10 protein-coding genes are annotated in these 19939 nt (G+C 58.9%); 5 read left to right on the top strand and 5 right to left on the bottom strand.

Annotated features, from left to right (window positions below):
* The first annotated feature begins 138 nt into the window (after nucleotides 1–138).
* Nucleotides 139–561 carry a hypothetical protein gene (locus Enr13x_RS17275; RefSeq protein ID WP_145388101.1) on the top strand — a complete coding sequence of 141 codons (423 nt, stop codon included), beginning with the start codon at nucleotides 139–141 and terminating at the stop codon, nucleotides 559–561.
* On the opposite strand, the gene queA is transcribed toward Enr13x_RS17275, so the two are convergent.
* Nucleotides 530–1636, bottom strand: coding sequence for a tRNA preQ1(34) S-adenosylmethionine ribosyltransferase-isomerase QueA (gene queA / locus Enr13x_RS17270; protein WP_145388099.1), 1107 nt, complete (start codon nucleotides 1634–1636; stop codon nucleotides 530–532). The genes Enr13x_RS17275 and queA overlap by 32 nt on opposite strands.
* Before the next feature lie 328 nt (nucleotides 1637–1964).
* Here queA and Enr13x_RS17265 point away from each other — a divergent pair, with 328 nt between their 5' ends.
* Nucleotides 1965–3071, top strand: coding sequence for a primase-helicase zinc-binding domain-containing protein (locus Enr13x_RS17265; protein ID WP_197456093.1), 1107 nt, complete (start codon nucleotides 1965–1967; stop codon nucleotides 3069–3071).
* 328 nt (nucleotides 3072–3399) lie between these two features.
* On the opposite strand, the gene Enr13x_RS17260 is transcribed toward Enr13x_RS17265, so the two are convergent.
* The gene (locus Enr13x_RS17260; RefSeq protein ID WP_145388095.1) at nucleotides 3400–4818 is read right to left on the bottom strand and encodes a hypothetical protein; all 1419 of its coding nucleotides are present in this window, start codon (nucleotides 4816–4818) and stop codon (nucleotides 3400–3402) included.
* 496 nt (nucleotides 4819–5314) lie between these two features.
* A complete protein-coding gene (locus Enr13x_RS17255) occupies nucleotides 5315–11128 on the bottom strand; it encodes a PVC-type heme-binding CxxCH protein (protein ID WP_231744350.1) in 5814 nt (1937 codons plus the stop codon).
* Between the two features lie 391 nt (nucleotides 11129–11519).
* Here Enr13x_RS17255 and Enr13x_RS17250 point away from each other — a divergent pair, with 391 nt between their 5' ends.
* From Enr13x_RS17250 to Enr13x_RS17240, 3 genes are all read left to right on the top strand, one after another.
* Nucleotides 11520–12965, top strand: coding sequence for a sulfatase (locus tag Enr13x_RS17250; RefSeq protein WP_197456186.1), 1446 nt, complete (start codon nucleotides 11520–11522; stop codon nucleotides 12963–12965).
* A 147-nt stretch (nucleotides 12966–13112) separates the two neighbouring features.
* Complete coding sequence (locus Enr13x_RS17245) at nucleotides 13113–14462, top strand: Gfo/Idh/MocA family protein (protein WP_145388092.1); 1350 nt, start codon at nucleotides 13113–13115, stop codon at nucleotides 14460–14462.
* An 84-nt stretch (nucleotides 14463–14546) separates the two neighbouring features.
* Nucleotides 14547–15836, top strand: a complete 1290-nt coding sequence (locus Enr13x_RS17240; RefSeq protein ID WP_145388090.1) for a fatty acid desaturase — start codon at nucleotides 14547–14549, stop codon at nucleotides 15834–15836.
* A 383-nt stretch (nucleotides 15837–16219) separates the two neighbouring features.
* Here Enr13x_RS17240 and Enr13x_RS17235 read toward each other — a convergent pair whose 3' ends face one another.
* Nucleotides 16220–17677 (bottom strand): IS1380 family transposase, encoded by a 1458-nt coding sequence (locus Enr13x_RS17235; RefSeq protein ID WP_145388089.1) that lies wholly within the window; start codon nucleotides 17675–17677, stop codon nucleotides 16220–16222.
* A gap of 538 nt (nucleotides 17678–18215) precedes the next feature.
* Entirely contained in the window at nucleotides 18216–19793 is a 1578-nt protein-coding gene (locus Enr13x_RS17230) for a hypothetical protein (protein WP_145388087.1), read from the bottom strand.
* Nucleotides 19794–19939: the final 146 nt, after the last annotated feature.

The raw sequence follows: 19939 nt of genomic DNA, 5'->3' as shown, positions 1-19939 counted from the left end.
TAACGCTGGTGGGGATCGCAAGCTGGAAGCTTACGCCACTGGGACGCTGACGCCACTTGTCCGGTCCCCGGTGGGGCGTTGAGAGCGTAGAATCAGGCCGTTGATGGACCATTCTTTACCGCAGAAACACTACCCGCCATGTTTGTCTGGATCGACCGACTCCTGATTTTGGCTCTCGTCCTCGTCGTCGCGGTGCTCACGATGACCTCGTTGCCGGCGCTCGGTGGGCAAACACTCGGCGGCCAAATGCTGCTGGCCCACATGATGGCCAGCGGGGTGCTGGTGATGGGATTGCCCGTTTTTGCCCTGTTTTTCCTGCGATACTTTGCCGCCAAACGGCCGGCCTCGGGATTTCAGAATCTGGGCTATCTGGCGACCGTGGCGACCGGGCTGGTCACCATCGTGACGGTTTTTCTGTGCATGTTGCCGATTCCATCGACGCACCAAATGCACTCGTTGATGTCGCTCCACGCCTGGGCGGGATTCGCGATGATTCCCGCGATCGTGGTGCTGTTGATCGGCGCTCGGGCTACACGATCAGCATCGCATCCCCATAGCTGAAGAAGCGATATTCGTTTTCGATCGCTTTGGCGTAGGCTTCGAGAATCAATTCCCGCGACGCAAAGGCGCTGACCAACACCAGCAAGGTGCTCTTGGGCAGGTGGAAATTGGTCATCAGCGCGTCGACGATTTGGAATCGATACGGGGGCCGGATAAACAGATCGGTCGTCGACGTCCAGGCCCTCAGGTCGCCCGCCAGGTCGGCAGCGGCGCTTTCGAGCACCCGGACGCTGGTCGTGCCGACGGCCACGCAGCGACCTGCCGCGGCTCGTCGCTCGACGATCAAATCGGCGTTCTCTTCCGTGATCTGCCCCCACTCGGTGTGCATCTCGTGCTCCGCCAACGTCTCGCTGCTGATCGGACGAAACGTCCCCAGTCCGACGTGCAGCGTTACCGACGCCGTTTCCGTTCCCCCGTCGGCGATCTGGCCGAGCAGGCTGGGCGTGAAATGCAAGCCCGCCGTCGGCGCCGCCACGCTGCCGGGGGCTCTGGCGAACACCGTTTGATAATTCGAAACGTCCGCATCCACCATGTGCCCGTCGCGAATGTACGGCGGCAGCGGCACACGGCCGTAACGATTCAGCCACTGATCGGCACTGGAGGATTGCGACAATTGATTTTCTTCGTCGACCGCCGCGGCCAGCCGATCGGCCGGCGGTCGGGGCAACACCAGCAGATGTCCGTGCTCGGTCCGCGCGACCACCTCCAGCCGCATGCCGGGCAACCCGTTGCGATCTTCAATCGTGATCGTCTCGCCGGTTACCAGTTTGCCGCGGGTTTTGGTCAAGACCTCCCAAATGCCTGACCCCGGGTCTTCACGCAAAAACAATCCTTGCCAACGACCCTGGGTTCGCGTGCGGAATCCGACCATTCGTGCCGGGATCACGCGACTGTCATTGAGCACCAGCGTGTCTTCGCTGCGCAACAGATCCGGCAAATCACGCACATGGTGGTGATCGATCTCGCCGCTGGCCCGATTGACCAACATCAGCCGGGCGTCACTGCGAGTCGTCAGGGGTTCCTGGGCGATCAGCTCGCGGGGCAATTCGTAATCATAGAAATCAATTTCGCTCATGGGCGAAGTGTAACAAGCCGCGCGGCGATTGAAGAGGGAAGGCACGGTGAACCGGAAAGGCTCGTTGGAATGACCGTCACATTCGGAGCCAGTCGATGCCTCGGGACCTCGGTCGATCCGAGCTGGACAGAAGTCCGCTGCAGCGGTCGGTGGGGTGACGATGGAAAGGGGAATGGCGGCGAGCCTGCTTCACTTGGGAATGACAGGCTGGAAGCCTATCCCACTTGGGATCGACAGGCTGGAAGCCTATCCCACTTGGGAACGACAGGCTGGAAGCCTATCCCACTTTGATGACTCGTCAGCTGAATTCCGTCGGATCGTTGCTGAGATGCCGTTTTACAATCTGGATGAACTCCGCCGAGCCGCGGCGGGACGCTGGGCAGAGATTCTGATCTCCGCCGGCCTCCCCGCGGCGTGTCTTGATGGTCGCAATCGCCCCTGTCCCAAGTGTGGCGGGCGTGACCGGTTCGCGGCGTTTCCGGATTTGCAGCAACGCGGGGCCGTCCATTGCCGTCACTGTTTTACCCGTGGCTGCGCGATCCCACCCGGTGACGGAATGGCCACGCTGCGTTGGTGGCTGGGTTGTTCGTTTGCCGAATCGCTCGCGTTCCTGGCCGACGCGGTCGGCGTCGCCCCCGAGCGTGGTGACCGTTCGCCGTCGCGTTCGGCCGGCGGCAGTCGTGCGAGCCATTTTGGTGGGAACGGCGCTGCGACGGTCGCGCCGTCTTTTCCCACCGATCTGTCCCAAGACATCGTTGACGCGCACACCCATTTCGCACGCGAAGCTTACCGTCGGATCGACCGGGAGACACGTCGTCGGTTGGCCGAGCAACTGTCTGTTAGTGCAGACGCCTTGCGGGCGCTCCGCGTTGGCCTGACCACCGACAGACAAAGTTCAACTTGGCCGATGCGCAATGAAACCCACACGGTGATCGGTGTTCGAATTTGCGGGTTGCCCTGGACCGATCAACGTCACGCGAAATGGTCGCGGCGGGGCAGCCAAAGCGGAATCTTTGTCGCCCGCCGCGTAACATCCGACACATCGTTCGCCGCGGACTCGACGAGACTTTTCATCACCGAAGGCGCTTCGGATACCGCCGCCGCAATCGGATTGGGGTTGTGGGTGATCGGACGAGCCAGTTGTAGCGCGTCGACATTTTTTGTCGACCGCTACATCCATCGCCATCAACCGAGCCAGCTGACGATCATCGCCGACAACGACGATGCGGGGCGAAACGGAGCCAAGCGGTTGGCGAAGTCGCTTTGCCAAGCCCTGCCAAAGTCGTTATCCGAAATCGATGTGATCCAGCCACCGGCCCCGGCCAATGACTTCAGAGCTTGGGTCGGCGCGGCATCGCCCCCGATCGATCTGGAGGATGCCCCAAAAATTGCCAGCTTCGCGCCGCTGAAACAAACCAAGTTTGAGTTTGGGTGAGGAGTGTGGCTTGCTGTGCTGCCCCCCTTTGCCAGATTAAGCGATCCGTTCATCAACGAAGTTATCGTCACCCTCCCTCTGGGAGGGTCGCGGAGGAGTATGCGACGACGCGGGGAGGGTTGTTGCGAGGCTAAAGTTGCTCACAACGATGGAGCAGCAATGTCGGAAACCCTCCCCTCGCTGCGCTCGACCCTCCCGTACACGGGAGGGTGACCTCAATTCTTACATCACCTCCGTGCGGGAGGGTGGAGCGAAGCCAACTACCAACAAAAAAAGCGTCAGCGGGATCCGCTGACGCTTTTGTCGGTTCGCGATCGTTGAGTGCTGCTTAGAAGCAGACGGCTCGGTCGCCGTTATGGATCTTTGTCAGGCTGCCCGGGTCCGTGACCGTGGCGACCGACTGGTTGCCGTTGACGCTGTTGATCAGCAGGTGTGCCACGAGTCGCTCACCGGTCAAGTACTGGTGATAGACCGTGACCGATGCTCCGGGACGCATTTCCTGGCCGCTCCGCAAGATCACGCGTCCGGTCCGCTGGTCGACACCGACAACCGTGGCGACCACGTTTTTTCGTTGAACCGGCTGGGGCGTGACCCGTTGAATCGAGCGGGTCTTGATTGCGTCATTGGCCTTTGTGGTCTCAACCGGCGTGGCGGCGTTTCCGATCGGAAGTGCGATCGGCTTGGGCAACGCGGGCGTTGGCAACGCCGCCGATTTGGCCGAGTCGTCGCTTAGGGACAGAGAGACCGGCTGGGAAATCGGCTGGCTCGCTTGGGGCTCGTCGGCTTGGACGTCCGACGTGGCGATGACGGGCGAAATCGTGACCGGTTGAATCGCCATGCCGCCGATCATTTTGACCTGTCCGACTTCGACGTCGCGACGCTCCACCTTGGCCGCTTGAAACAGCTTTAAGCTGTCGGCGGTGGTGGTGGTGTTTTCAACGCTCGTGGCATCACTTGCCGAATCCGCGCCACTGTCTTCGTCGGATTTTTTCTTCTTCAACTCCTCATCGATATCGACAGCCCCTTCGCCCTGGATCCCTTCGGCGTCCGCGGCCCCTTCACCGGAGATCGGATCGGGCACGACGGGCGGAGGCATCAGCTCTTCCGGGATGTCTTCTTCGATCGGGCCGGTGGCACGATTCGGGCAGCACACACAAAGCGCCTTGGCCGCAGCCGCCCGCACGTCCGCATTGGGTTCCAAGTGGCAACCGCTGTCGTCGCGTTCGTAGGCGATTTCGCTCAGACGTTTCGTGACCTTCTCGCTGCAGCAAGACGTCGATCCGCATTTGCTGCAACCTTCGCCATTGGCAGCCGTTTCGATGGCGTCCATCGCAGCCAATCGGACGTCGGGCGTGCAGTCGTCCATCGCCGCGAGCAGGGCGTCGGTGATCTTGCCTTCTTTGTCGTAACATCCACAACCCATCTTGGCCAGGAACTTGATCGCCTTGATCTTTTGCGCTTTCAAGTCCTCGGCCTGCTTGATCTCCGCGGCGGCTTTGATCGCCGGGTTGGGGGATTCCAGGTTGGCCGGGTCACCGATTCGCTTCAGCGGGGGCTTTCGCTCCAGGCCGGGAAAATTCCCACGCCGGTTCACCGTGACGTCGCGGATTTTTTGGATGCCCTGGGGAATCCCGATGAACCGCCAAATGGTCGGTACGGGAGCCTCAGGCGTTTGTGCGTGAGTCGAGGATGCGGTGGAAATAGCTAATGCTGCCACCGAAATCCAGATGAGATTATTCGTTTTCACCGTCGCATTCCATTACGGTTTGTGTTTCGATGGCGTTCCATGTCGCACATGATTGTTGTACGTGCCCGTCTATGGTGATCGGCATATCACCCGCGTGAGTCCATTTGCAAACTGTGACTCGGCGCATTCAAAACCCGGTTTCTAGCGAATCCTGTGAAAGAATGCCGGTTACGCGATTTGCACGACGGGCGTGGTTGGGAAAGGATGCCCAGTCCAGGTTTCGCAACATCAAAATGGTGGAAAGCATCGTCCGGCGGGTTCGGTTTCACGCCAGTCGTTTCACAACCGGGCTTTCCAAGTGGCGTAAGCTTCCAGCTTGCGAATCCCCCGCATCCCTTGTTCCCAGGCTCCGCCTGGGAACACAATGTCATGGAGGCTCCCGCCTCCTGCCAGCCAGACGCGTTCCCAGGCGGAGCCTGGGTGAGAGGCAAGCAGGATGCTTACCCCACGTTCCGGTCGTTCCCAGGCGGAGCCTGGGTGCGAGTCGAAGTCAGATCTACTCGTCCTTCTCCGCGTCCAAAATCTCCAGGTTCATGTTTCGAAAACGCACTTCGGTTTTGCCGCCGCTGTGCAGTTGAAAGGCAATGATGCCGCTTTCGGCGCCGTCGGGATCGTGCAGGTCGACGCAGGGTTGATCGTTGATCCGCGTTTGGATCTGATGGCCTCGGGCAACGACTTCGTATCGGTTCCAATCGCCAGGCCGGACGTGTTGCTCACCCGACTGATCCCACAGCAGGTTTCGCCCGTGTTCTTCGTAGAGCTTGCCCCACCAACCCTGGCCGATGTCGGCTTGATACCCGGAAACTTCGCCGTCGTGGGCGTGACTGCGAAATTGAATGCCGCTGTTTCCGGCGTTGTCGACCAGTTTCACTTCGACGGTCAATCGGAAATCGGACGCTGCCAAGTCACTGACGATCCATTCATTGCGTTGCAAACCGTCGGTGCGGCCGACGAGTTGGCCATTTTCCACCGACCACAACGTTGGGTCGCCGCGCCAGCCGGTCAGATCGGTCCCATTGAAGAACCCGGCGGCATTTTCTTTGGTCGCCCGCATCGGAACTTGTTGTTTTCCACGCAGGTACGCGATCAGCGAACGGACTTCGTGCGGCGAAAACTGTTTCAATTGATCGTCGGGCATCATCGACTTGTCGGCCGTTGCCCGCTGTTCGATTTCGTCTTTGGGGATCACGACAACGGCATCGGATGTTTGGATCGTTAGCGAAAACTTGTCTTCGGATTTGATCAGACCATTGACCACGCGTCCGTCGTCGACCAGCACCACGGTGGGGACATACTCCTTGGCCATCACGGCGCTGGGATCGACGATGTTGGACAGTAAGTATTCCAAGTTCGATCGATTCGATCCCGTCAGGTCGGGACCGACTTTGAACCCGACGCCGTAGAGCACGTGACACTTCATGCAGGTTTTGGCGAATACCGCGCGGCCGAGTTCCAGGTCTGCCGGCGGATGGTCGGTCGACGCGACCAGCTGTTTGTACTCTTGGATCATCGCCAGTTTGTCGGCCGCCGATTCGCGGGCGACTCCCCAAACGCTGTCCAGCATGGCGTCGATCTTTTTGTTGCTCAAGAATTGCAACTGCCGCACCAGGTCGGCGGTCAAGTCCGTGCCGGGGATTTGTTCGGCTTCGATTGCATCGAGCAGGGCGATTCCCGGCTTCACTCGGGCACAGAGCGTTGCGAGCGCCGAACGCTTTTCGCCCGGGCTGAGTTCTTGATAGACACCGAGCAAGGCCGGCGCGATGGAGGCATCGTCGTATTGCGCCATCCCCCGGATCGCCGGTTCACGCAGGGGCGAGTCGACTTTGAGGAGCCCGATCAGCGTCGCAACCAAGTCGGGATCGTCCAAATCGAGCAAGGATCGCAAGGCGACCAGTCGCGATGGAAGCGTGGCGGACGGGTCGACGACTTGGGTCCGCATCGCCGCGAGTGCTTTGGGGTCACCGAACGTGACGCCCAAGGCGACCGCCTGCAAACGGACGTCTTCGTTTTCGCTGGCCAGCAATCCTTCGGCAACCGAATCCCACTGCGGCGGCGCGTCGACCTGTCGCCGACCTTCCAACGACGAACGGATCGCGTTGAGGTAGGTCAGTTGCATCGCGGCGTCGTTGGCTTGTCCGAGTCCATCGACGAGGACCGCGAGCGAATCGTTGCCGCCTTCACCGATGCGACGCAACATGAATTCTCGCAGCAGCGGGATCTGCCGGCCGGCCGACATCGCCAACGCGAGCGCTCGCGATGGATCGAGATCGGCCAACGGTTCGGCCGCATACCAATACATCAGCGGCAAGTTGTGATCGCGCGAGTCTTCGGCGTGCGACGTCAGGGCGGCGAGCAATTCCCAACGCGACTCCAAAGGCAGTTTTTGTGCTGCCGAGGTCAGGTACAAACGCACGATCGGCGAAGGGTCGCTGTCGGCCATGGCGACGAAACGCTGCAACAACGACGGCGCGATTTCAGTGCCCGTCGATTCCATCGCCATCTGGATCGCCCAGCCGCGAACATAGGGGCTTTGATCGGCCATCAACTCTCGCGCGAGGTCTGAATCCAACGTTCCCGTGACGTGCAGTGCCCATGCGGCGCGCAGCCGGCGCGTGTCGTCGTCGTGTGTTTTAGCGATTTGCCGCAGCCGCGTCAGAGCGTCGGTTGCGATCGGACGCTCCGCGGCCCGTTCCTGTAAGACGCGTCGACTGTGGCGGACATACCAATCATTGCGATCGAGTACCAGTTCGGCCAATTGCAAATCGGTGGCGGTCGCAAAATCGATCGTCGGCGCCGCGGACCCGACGTCGCCGTAGCTGATCTTGTAGATCCGGCCGTTGCTGCGGTCATGCAGGGTGGATTCGCGGCGGTGACAGGCTTGCATGTCGTACCAGTCGATCATCCAAGCGTTTCCATCGGGTCCGTAACGCAGATTCAAAATCTGGGAGGCCTGGTCTCCGGTCAACAGAAAATCGGGACCGTGTCGTCCGACGTAGCCGGATCCGGCGGGTTCCAGCAGATCGACGTTCAATCGTTGTCCGTGAATGTTGTTCATCATCAATTGGCCACGATATTCTGCCGGCCAACGGTCGCCCAGATAAATCATCGCGCCGGCATGTGCATGGCCTCCGCCGGCGGAATCGGATTTGCTGTTTCCGCCATGCGGTGTGGCGCCGAGGTAGTGCAGGTGATCGGCGATGGTGACGATGTCGCGATAGGTGTGCGAATTGAAGTGCCGTCCGCCCTGTCGTTGATAGCGGGCGCCATCGATGATGTGGTACAGGTGCGGAATCACACAGGCCGTGATGAACGCTTGGCCGTGATCATTGAAATCCACGCCCCACGGATTGCTGGTCCCATGGGCGAAGACTTGGAATTCGTGACGCGTCGGGTGATACCGCCAGACACCGCAATTGATCGGTGTCCGTTGCTCGTCGGGCGTTCCGGGTTTGCCGACCCGCGAGTGGGTGAACACGCCGTGGCAACCATACAGCCAGCCGTCGGGTCCCCAGATGAATGCGTTCAGGGTTTCGTGGGTGTCTTGATAGCCCCATCCGTCCAGCAGGATTTGGGGCGCCGAATCGGCGACGTCGTCACCGTCCTTGTCGGGAATGAACATCAGGTACGGTGCCGCGCCGACCCAGCAGCCCCCGAAACCGACTTCCAGCCCGCTGACCAGATTCAGGCCTTCGGCAAAGACCTTTCTGCTGTCCAACGATCCGTCGCCGTCGGTGTCTTCGAAGATCAGGATGCGGTCGCGTCCGACGTCGCCTTTGGCGCGAATCGGATACTCATAGGCTTCGGCGATCCAGACGCGTCCACGATCATCCAGGGCCATGGCGATCGGTTGCTGCACGTCCGGTTCGGCGGCACCCACGGTGACCTGAAAACCGTCGGGGACGTTCATGGCGTCGGCGGCCTGTTGGGCTTCCAATCCGGCGTGTGGATACTCGTCCGCAGTCAGCACCACCATGGCGGGAGTGGGACGCGCGGGCGGTTTTTCGTGCAATCGAAAATCGTCGAAATTGAGGTGCCCCCATCCGCCGGGATGTTCGTCGACCAACCGCACGATCACCTCTTTGCCGACATGGGCTCGCAAGTCAACGATGACGCGTTGCATCGTTTCGCTGTTCGTTCCGTTGCTTTGGAAAAAGACTTTGCCGCTGTCTTGGCGGAGCAATTCCACTCGTGTCGATTCGTGGTCGCCTCCGTTGGACAAAAACGATGCGTAGGGCTGGGAGACGACAAACGGCACCGAGGTCAACGTGCCCTGACGCTCGTCACCAAATTTTTCGTAGCCGCCGATCCAGTATTGGCCGTCATGATTGCTCTGCATGTCTTTGCGACGCGAATGGACGGTGTCCCCCTTGATCGGTTGCCCTTCGAACGCATCGCCGGTCGCGGTCCAATCGTCCAGTGTGCCGGTTTCGAACCCCAGATTGAGCACGCGGCCGGCGGTGTCTTTGGGACGAATCCCGGCGTTTGCCGCTTCGTTTCCGGCCACGACGTTACGGGCAACCGCACCGGCCACATAGCTGCCGTCGGATTTTTTGATTCGCAGGTAGTCGAGCGCGAACATGTACGCTTTTTTGGCGTTCGGATTCGCACCGACGATCTTGACGCCCAGCGTGTGTTTGCTGCCTTTGAGTGTCAGCTTTGGAAAGGACAGCACGCCGGTCGTGACCACCTGGCGATCGAAAAGGTCGATGGGGTCACCCAGTGGTTGGTCGTCCAGAGACAACTGAACGATGCCGTAGTCCGCGGCACAGGTCAGCACCACATCCAAGTCGATCACTCCGGTTGCCGGCGGCAACTGAATCGTCATCGCGTCTCCTGGTCTGGCATCGGTCCACCACAGTTGGGACTTACCGCTCCACTTGTCGGCGTTGAAATTCGACATGTCTTGGGCACGCGCGTTTCCTCCCGACGTGCGAAACTTGAGCGATTCGCCTTCGATCGCACCGACCGCCCGGGCGGTCTTGGGATCGATTTTGGACTTCGGGCCGCGTCGTGCGTTTGCGTTGTCGGCGCTGGGCGGTTTGGGGCCGGTGTACGGTTGGGGTTGGGCCGCACGCCAGACTTTTTCGCTGACCGATTGGCGGGAATGGTTCAGCACGTGGGCGCCCTTCATGCCGCCGACGATGATGTCCGGGTTGCCGTCGACGTCTAGATCGTTGACGACGATTTGGCGTCCGATCCCGGCTTCGCCATCGGCTTGGTAGGGGATCCAGTCGACTCCGTCATTCCCACGAACCAGGCGGAACCAGTAAACCACCGCGCCGGCATCCCACATCGGGCTCTTTTTGTGGTGCGACCAATAGGTCTTTCCCGTCACGATGTCTTTTAATCCATCGCCGTCGAGATCCGCCAATTCGACCGAATGGGGTTCGCTGAACAGGACGCCGTATTTGTTTTCCGAAGGGTGGGAACCCATGATCAGATGTTGTTTGAACGTGCGTTCGTTGCCCTCGACGATCTGTTCAAACCAGGACAATCCGAAATTGTGCGCCGAGTCGCTGGTGATGATGTCGTTGTCTCCATCGCCGTCGACGTCATACGCATACATCTCCGCGCCGCCGCTGCCCCCGCACAGCTTCGCCTCGTGATGCATCCAACGCGACGTCAGCGGATCGGTTTCCGGTTGTTCGAACCAACCCTTGGAATGAATGATGTCCAAGCGGTCGTCACCATTGACATCGCCGATACCCAGTCCGTGACCAAACCGCGGTGCGGCCATGCGGGGTGAAATGGCATGAAACTCCCACGTCCCCAATGGGTTCTCTGGATCAATCGTTGCGAAGCCAAAGAATCCGTCTCGCGTGCAAACCAACTCGGGCCGTTCATCGCCGACCAGATCGATCAATTCAGGCGACTCGTTTGACACCCAGTCAAACACTTGATGTTTTTTCCAATGGGCATCCAGTCCCGCCTGCTTGGGGTTTTCGTAAACGTACGCCGGCGTCCCGGGAAACCCGACGACGAAGATGTCATTCCAGCCGTCGTCGTTGAAGTCATTGATCCACGAGAAAAAGTTGTCCGCATAACGATTCATGTCCTGCGGGACGGGGGGATAGATTTCGTGCTTTGATTCGTAATCAGGTCCGGCGAACCAATACGGTCCATAAACAATGTCGTTGATCCCGTCTCCGTTGATGTCCCCGGCGGAGACGCCTTCGGAGAAATAGGTTCCGGTCAATTGCTTTCGCGCGAATTGGTGCAGCGAGTGGTCGTCCGCGGCACAGACGTCAAGCGGAGCAAGGGTTGTGACCAGAGAAAATGCGACCCACAGAAGGCTGCGAGAGAAAAACATGAGGCTGATGTTCTGCATCGGAAGCGTGCCGGCAAGGGTGGGGGTGGGGACGGTGGGGGGCCGTATTCTACAACGGTCGTCACGCGGATGCACCTCGCTGGGAGCACAATGCTCGGTCGATTCAGCCACCGTGCCCTGTCAAGTCGATAGGGTATCAGGGAAGGGATGGCAGAATGATTCGGGGCAGAATGATGGGGTGCGCGTAGGCTGGCCCCAAGTCGAAGTGGGGTAAGCATCCTGCTTGCCACCCCTGCCGACTCCGTCGGCGAACGCGTGAGGCGGAGCCTGGAAAACAGTGGACGTGTGATTGTGTATGTTGTGGGACCTCCGCTTCTTCGACCGTCCCACCTGTTGAGATCCCCCTGCGATGAAACGACAGCTCTTTTCCTCCATGGCGTGTTTGCTGCTGGCTTTTTCGATCCATGCAAACACCTTCGCCAAATCACGCAATGATCGGTTGAACGTGCTGTTCATCATTTCCGATGATCTGACGTACACCGCACTCTCGTGCTACGGAAACACGGTCTGCCAGACCCCCAACATCGACGCGCTGGCCGCCAGCGGGACCCGATTCACACGGGCCTATTGCCAGGGGACGTATTGTGGGCCATCCCGAGCCTCGTTCATGTCGGGATTCTATCCCCACGCGACGGGTGTGCTGGGCTACAAGAATCCACGTCCGCAAATCGGTGACCGCGCGACATGGTCCCAGCATTTCAAGGACAACGGCTATTATGCCGCGCGGGTCAGCAAGATTTTTCATATGGGAGTGCCCGGCGGGGTCGAAGATCATGGACCGGGACGGGATTACAACGGTGCCGATGACGCCTTGTCGTGGACCGAGCGTTTCAACAGTCCCGGCCCGGAATGGCGGGCCGCCGGCGACGGAGAGACATTGGAAGGAAACCCCGATGGCAAGAAACCGGTCGTCGGCGGCAACACGTTCGTGGTGGTCGAAGCCGACGGCGATGATGAGGTCCACAGCGACGGCAAGACCGCGGCAAAGGCCTGTGAGCTGCTTCAGCTATCGCGTGACCAACCGTTTTGGTTGGGCGTCGGATTTGTCAGACCGCACGTTCCCTTTGTCGCTCCCGCTGCTTACTTCCCGCCCTACAAACCGTACAGCAAACTGAACCTGCCGCCGAAGATCGATGGTGACTGGGACGACATCCCCAAAGCCGGGATCAACTACAAGACCAGCAAGAACATGAAAATGGATGTCCGTCGGCAAAAGAAAGCCGTCGGAGGCTACTACGCGTCGGTCGCGTACATGGATGCTCAAGTCGGTAAGGTGCTCGATGCACTCGAGGCGTCGGGTCAAGAAGACAACACGATTGTGATCTTCACCAGTGACCACGGCTACCACTTGGGCGAACATGATTTCTGGGCCAAGGTCTCGTTGCGCGACGAATCGGCGGGCGTGCCGCTGATCATTCGCGTTCCCGGAAAGCAACCCGCGGTCTGCCACAGCTTTGTCGAATTGTTGGACCTGTATCCGACCGTCGCGTCATTGTGCGGGTTGGAGATCCCGGAGCACGTGCAAGGCAAAGACATCTCGAAGATGCTGGATGATCCCGAACACCAAGTGCGCGAATTCGCATTCAGCGTCGCGCCGATGCGCAAAGGATTCTTGATCCGCGGTGATCGGTTTGCGTTTATCCAATACAATGAGGACGCATCCGGGGGAATGGAATTGTTTGATACCGACGTGGATCCGCAGGGGTACCGGAATTTGATTGATGAGGAAAATTACCAAGACGTGGTGATGAGAATGCGATCGACGTTGACGCAGAAGCTGGCCGAAGTTCGCGACAACGATTTATCGCGTGACCGGTGAATGACTCGTGGGAGAGGCTTCCAGCCTGTCGAGCTGAATTGACAGGCTGGAAGCCTATCCCACGATTCTCCTTGCTTGCTTGTCCTCGACGCACAGACAATACTGAAACGATCTGCCTCTCCTCTTCTCATTCATGGACATCGCAACATGGATCGCCGGAAATTTCTCGCAGGATCCGCACTGGCAGCATCCGCCGCCGCCAGCCGCCACGCCTATGCCGCCGCGGGCGACAAGAAGCGCCGCGTCGGATTGATCGGATGCGGCTGGTATGGCAAATGCGACCTACTGCAGTTGCTGAACATCGAACCGGTCGAAGTCGTTTCGTTATGCGACGTCGATTCGAACATGCTCAGCGAAGCGGCTGACCTGTTCGCGACGCGACAGGTCTCCAAGCAACGGCCGCGGACGTATGGGCTGTACAGCGAGATGTTGGCCGAACACGACTTGGACATCGTTCTGGTTGCCACGCCTGATCATTGGCATGCGTTGCCGATGATCGCGGCGGTTCAGTCCGGTGCCGACGTCTATGTTCAAAAACCGACGGGCGTCGATGTGCTGGAAAGCAAAGCGATGTTGGATGCCGCTCGAGCCACCGGACGAGTGGTTCAGGTCGGAACGCAACGCCGTAGTACGCCGCACTTGATCGAAGCGAAACAGCGCGTGGTGGATGCAGGCTTGCTCGGCAAAGTCGCGCACGCGGAAGTCTGCTGTTACTATCACATGCGAGCGAAAAAGAATCCGCCGGACACCGCGCCGCCCGCCTATCTGGATTACGAAACCTGGACGGGGCCGGCACCGATGCGTCCATATAATGAATTGGTGCACCCTCGGTCTTGGCGGGCGTTCATGGAGTACGGCAACGGGATCGTGGGCGACATGTGTGTTCATATGCTGGACATGGTGCGTTGGCAGCTGGGGCTGGGCTGGCCGAAACGGATCAGCAGCAGTGGCGGAATCTATGTCGACCACGACTCCAAAGCCAACATCTCGGACACCCAGTCGGCGCGTTTTGAATTTGACGAGCTGGACATCAATTGGACGCACCGCAGTTGGGGCAACGCCCCGGATCCAGAATGGCCCTGGGCGGGCATCATCTACGGCGATCGGGGCACGTTGAAGTTGGATGTCCACAAATACGAGTTCACGCCCCGCGGCGGCGGCCAGAAACTGACCGGCGAAAAACTGATCGAAACCGACAAGTACCCCACGGATGTTGCCGATCAAAAGGACTGGCGTCTCGAATTGCACGTTGCGTCGGCGATCCGCGGTCACATGCAAGATTTTCTCGATGCGATCGACGGCCGCAGCAAGCCGATCGCCGACATCGAGCAGGGACACATTTCCAGCGCGTCGTGCATCATGGCAAACGTCTCGATGGATCTGGGGCGGTCGTTGGAATTCGATCCCGCCTCGCACACCATCGTTGGGGACGCCGAAGCGACGGCCAAGTTGAAACGGTCGTACCGCAAGCCCTACGTCCACCCGTCGCAAGCGTAGGGCGTTTGCGAGGCAGAACGAAGCCGTCCACCTAGGGACGGCTTTGTTATGATTTGAGGGAATGCTATCTTACAGGAGCAACCGATGACAGCGACATCTGAACAGGAAGAGATGATTCCTGGCGGGTTCACCCCAACTTTTCATTGGCGTGTTCTGGGGACTCCTGCTCCCGTGTTCCCCGGTTTTGAAGTCGATATTTGTGCACCCGTGGGTAAGGGCGGCGAACGGGATGCGGTCTGGCACCGCAATCGCGCGAAGAGCATCTTGCGCGATCATCCGGAAGTCAGACAACTGTTTGGTCCAGCACCGATCTCGGCGGTCTTTTGCGTCGCCGCGGTTGTCTTGCAACTCGGCGTCGCGATCAGCCTGGTCGGACAGCCATGGTGGATGATCGTGTTGGTGGCCTGGGGTTTCGGCGCGATCCTGAACATTGGGCTGTTCAATCTCGCGCACGAGTGCAATCACGGGCTGATTTTCAGAAACAAGGCGGCGAGTCGCTGGTTATTTACCTTCACCTCGTTGCCGATGCTGTTTCCCGGTCATCATACGTGGTGGATCGAGCACCACGTTCACCACAATCATTTGGGATCGAACAAAGATTTCGTCAAGCGCCGTCGCAGTATTCTGTTGGCGTTGAAAGACCGGATTTTCAATTACACGCCGGGCCCACGCGTGCGACGGATGACGACTTGGATCACAACGCCGTTGTTCTGGCCGCTCGCAGCATTCATGCTCGTCACCCAGATTTTGCGGGCGGTCGTCGGTTTGGCCGTGTACGTCGTTACGGCGCTCTATCATCGGCAACTCAAGCCCACGGATTTCGCCTTGACGGTTCTGGCGGATGAGCATTTGGTGTCCGGCTACAAACGCTACAAGATTGAAATGTGGGCGGTGACTTATCCGTTGGTGGCCCTGACGATGATCGGCACCCTGTATGGGTTGTTTGGCTGGGTGCCGTTGCTGTACCTGTTTCTCAGCGCGCTGTTCACGACGGGGTTTCTCCAGCCCCTGGCGTTCGGAATGATGCTCAGCAATTCGCATTTTCACGGACATCAGTGTTACCAACCGAGTTCATCCAACTACGGACCGGTCAATTGGATCTCGTTCAATTTTGGCATGCACACGGAACATCACGACTTTCACTACATCCCGTGGTTTCGACTCGGTCGTTTGAGACAGATGGCGCCGGAGTACTACAACAACCTCAAGCAGACGCGGTCATTCTGCGCGCTTGCGTTGCAATTCGCGTTCGGCACCCGAGATGCCTTCAACAACGAGGAGTATCGCAATTCCGAACTTCTTCGCGAGAAGCAGTCAGGCTACGCTGCGAAGGTCAACTCAGCCGAGCGACCGGAAACCGCCGGTGCGGGTTAGCTCTGTTTCGCAGCATGATTTCGGGCTCTGCCAAACGATTCAGTTACTCGGGCGCCAAAATCGCACCGTTGAGTGTTTTGCAGAGTCAACACGATGCCACGTCCGCGACGGATCGGCCAAACGATGGGGGCAAAACGATTTCAGCGGCGATCGAGGCAGACGAAGGTGTCCCACTCCAAGGGCACGGGCTTTCGTGTTGGTGTGCAGGCTTTAGCCCGGATATTGCATCCGCTGAGTGGTTGACTGTGATTTTGGACTGAGTTACGGCGGCGTTGCCTATTATGGCCGATTTTCGCTGCAATTGATTGGCTTTGGGCAGAGGCCCCCCACCCCCAGAGGACAAAATTGTCGCTGGGTGATGAATCGCGATGCGATGGGGGTAGCTAGTCGCTACGACAAAGACGCGTCAGCACCTGATTGAACAGCGGTTCCCAGGGGCAGTGGCTGCAGAGATGAAAGATCACACGACGGCAAGTCACACGCACGCGTGCTGCAATTTTCAATAGACGCAATCGAATTGTGTCCACGCGTAGACGACTATGTTTCGTTCCACTCAGGCCCAGGCGACGCACCCCATCGAGTAGAACGTAAGCAAATGATGAAAGCATCACGCGGAACTGATTGGCAATAAAACGGGTGCAACTGGTGCGATCAGCGAACAGGCAAAGCTGTTGTTCTTTGATCCGATTCTCCATCTCGCCACGCATGCAGTAGTGCTCTCGATAAAACTTCTCCGGGTCAAAGGCGACAGAACACCATGTTCCTGGAGTCTTAACTTGCAACGGTTGCCTTTTGCCGTTGACCATCGGTCGATGGTAGGTCGTGTCGACAATGCCATCACTTGAGAAACGGTTTGTTACGACGAAGCGAGGATTGGGGCCTTTGCCAGTGTACTCTGCTTTGCCGACCACCCAGCGATGGCGGTCCCAAGTCCTGCCGGTGCGATAGCGAAACCATTTGAAGCAGGCTTGTTTCCCACCCCGGTGTGATCGAAGGATTCTTGCCCGTGTCATTTCGCAAGCAATTTCCTTGACTAAAACCTTATTCTTGGGCAAACCAAAGATGTAGTGGACATCGTTTTTGTCGCACCAACGCATCAGGCGTTCGATCGCAAAGCCTCCGTCACCACGAAGGGTAATTTTGACCTGAGGCCATCGTTTGCGGATCCTTGCGACGAGTAATTTTGTGATCCCGCGTGCGTGGTGTGCATCACCGAGATTGGCCGTACGAAGATAAGAGACGAGAAGTTGGTCGCCGCAAAATACGTACAGCGGTTGGAAGCAGTAACTGTCGTAGTAGGCATTGAAAGCCCTTCTTTCTTGCTCGCCGTGTACCTTGTCGTCCGTTGCGTCTAGATCGAGCGTGATTTCACCAGGCGGGGTGTCGAAGCTGTCAAGGAAAATATCAACGAGGATCTTGCTGAGCTCGAAGAGTTCTTTTTTGCCGATTCGATTTTCAAATCGCGAATGCGTCGAGGGACTTGCCAGAGTGGGATCTTCATCGTCGTCCGCCCCGGCATTGATTCGAGGGGTCCGTCCGGCGGCGACTTGAAAGGCGGCATCGTTGCGAAGATGCTGTTGATCGTTTGCATCTTCGTATCCTGCAGCGATCGCAAAGATTCGACTGATGAGGATTTCCGCTTGCGAATGCTTGGTGTGAAACGGATCACGTGGGTCGTCGATGGCTTGGTCAATCCGCTCGATCAAATTGAGCTTTTTGTCGACTTCACGAAGCAGGACGAGGCCTCCGTCGGAGGTGAGCGATCCGCCGTTGAAATCCACCTCAACGGCCTGCCTGCGGAGGCGTTTCAATGCGGGACGTTTTCGATTACGCTTTGTCATTGCCGAAAGCCTTGGTTTCGTGTTCTGTGAAGTGTCGTAACTCCAATAGATACACGAACTAAGGCTTTCGCGCTATAGGGGGAATCGTATCAGCGGATGCAATATCCGGGTTAGCCGCCCCCGGTCGCTGTCTCGCAGCGACCGGGAATCGCCTGATGGGGCTGTCCAGCTTGGGCAAGACGCGAAACGCGGCGAAGACGATCGATTTCGTCGATTGAGTGCAATCCGGTCGGGGGATTGTTGTGCGACGTCCTTTCTTGGTCGTCGGGGTGAGCCCTCCTGACGACGGCCCGGAAGGGCCGTCGTACGTGCGGACGGTTGTGCGACGTGCTTTCTTGGTCGTCGGGGCGAGCCCTCTGGACGACGGCCCGGAAGGGCCGTCGTACGTGCGAAACCGGAAGGGCCATCGTACGTGCGAAACCGGAAGGGCCATCGTACGTGCGAAACCGGAAGGGCCATCGTACGTGCGAAACCGGAAGGGCCATCGTACGTGCGAAACCGGAAGGGCCCGTCGTGCGTGCGGAAAGCGGTCGGCGGATCAGATGCTTCGCGACAGGGGCGGATTCCACTGGATCTTCCAGCCGGCGTCCATCATGGATGCACCGCCGCCTGCGGGGGCGGGCAAATCGCTGTCGCTCTCTAATTCGGGACGGTTCAGCTCGATCGCGTCATTTTCGTCCTGGGCCGGCTCGGGACCGGTCGTCTCGATGCTCTTTAAACCCGTCCTTGGTGCGGCGTCGAAGGATTCGGCCGGCTTCAGACTCATCTGGGAGTCGCTGGACGGCTGGGTGATCGTCGACGACGAACTGCTGGTTTCGGAGAACGACGAGAAGCCGTGGGTGATGGCGCTGCCGAAGGGGTCGTAGTAGGACATCGGCACACGCATCACGGTTTGACGCGGCACCAGGACGGTCTCGGTGTAGGGTTCATAAACTTGACGGGTCACCGGACGACGGACCGTCTGAATGACCTCTTCGTATTCGGTGTACTGGACGGTCTGCGGCACCTTTTTCGTCTCGTAGCGAATCTTGCTGGTTTGCACCGGCACTTTCCGCACCTGTTCTTCGGTGATCCAACGTTGCTGCGTGACGGGCACCTTGCGGGTCATGGTTTTGGTGACCGGCCGCTGAACGACATAGGGAACCTTGCGGACCATCGTGGTCGGCACCATCCGCGTCGACTGGACGGGGACGTTTTGGGTGACCACTTCGGTCTGCATCCGCGTCGTCTGGACCGGGACTTTTTGGGTGACCACTTCGCTTTGCATCCGCTGGACCTGGACCGGCACTTGCACCTGCTCGGTGACGGGCATGTAGGACGTCTGCGCGACCTGTTGTTGGATGTAGTTGGGCCGGTATACGTACTGGGTTTGCGTCGTCGGCGGGGTGACGACCGGCTTGGCAACGTAGCCGCCATGGACACGGGCAAACAGACCGAGCGGACCGGGCGTCGCGTACAATCCCCGTTGATACTGCAATCCGTAGCCCACCGAGCCGGGAGTGACCGTGGTTTGGGGGACATAACCGCCGGCGTCGACGGTCTGGTTGACCATCGTCGTTTGGGGACGCAGCGTCGTGTGCTGCTGCGTCCGCATCTGCGTCTCGACCACGGGGCGCTGAACGGTGTACTGCTGCTCGTAGTAGCTGGTTTCGGTGACGGGCCGTTGCACCGTGTATTGCTGCTGGTACATCTTGGTTTCGGTCACAGGGCGATACGTCGTGTATTGCTCCTCACGCTCGGACGTCTCGGTGACGTATTCGGTTTCGGTGTACGTTTCGTCTCGGTAACTGGTCTCCGTGACGGGCTTCCAAACGGTGAAACGCTCTTCTTTGTAGGAGGTTTCGACGGTGTTGACGGGCACCGTCACTTCGCGCACTTCGGTGCGAGTGCGGACGACGGGCCGGAACGATTTGACTTGTTCTTCGACCATCTCGGTGCGGTACACCGGTCGCATCCGCTGCACCGTTTGTCGTTCGTAGCTGGTCGTCGGCTGGAGCCGGTAGGCCTGGGGATAGCAGAAATCCTGGGCGCTGGCCCCACCGCTCAACAGACAGACGGCGGAACCGGCGAGAACCAGATTGCGGGAGAACAGACTGAAGGGGAACGGGCGAAACATCGCGTGGGGACCTTCTGAAGCAACTAAACATGGAACGCGATCAAACGAACGCTGGATCAATCGAGCGCTGGGCGGCCTGTCGGCAATGCCACCGGTTAAGGTTACGCAGTTCGTTAGCCGAATGCCAAAAAAAGAGTGGAAAAACC

The organism is Stieleria neptunia (assembly GCF_007754155.1).
Taxonomy (GTDB): Bacteria; Planctomycetota; Planctomycetia; order Pirellulales; family Pirellulaceae; genus Stieleria; species Stieleria neptunia.
The sequence above is the reverse complement of the archived record's forward strand: the minus strand, read 5'-3'. Positions and strand labels throughout refer to the sequence as shown.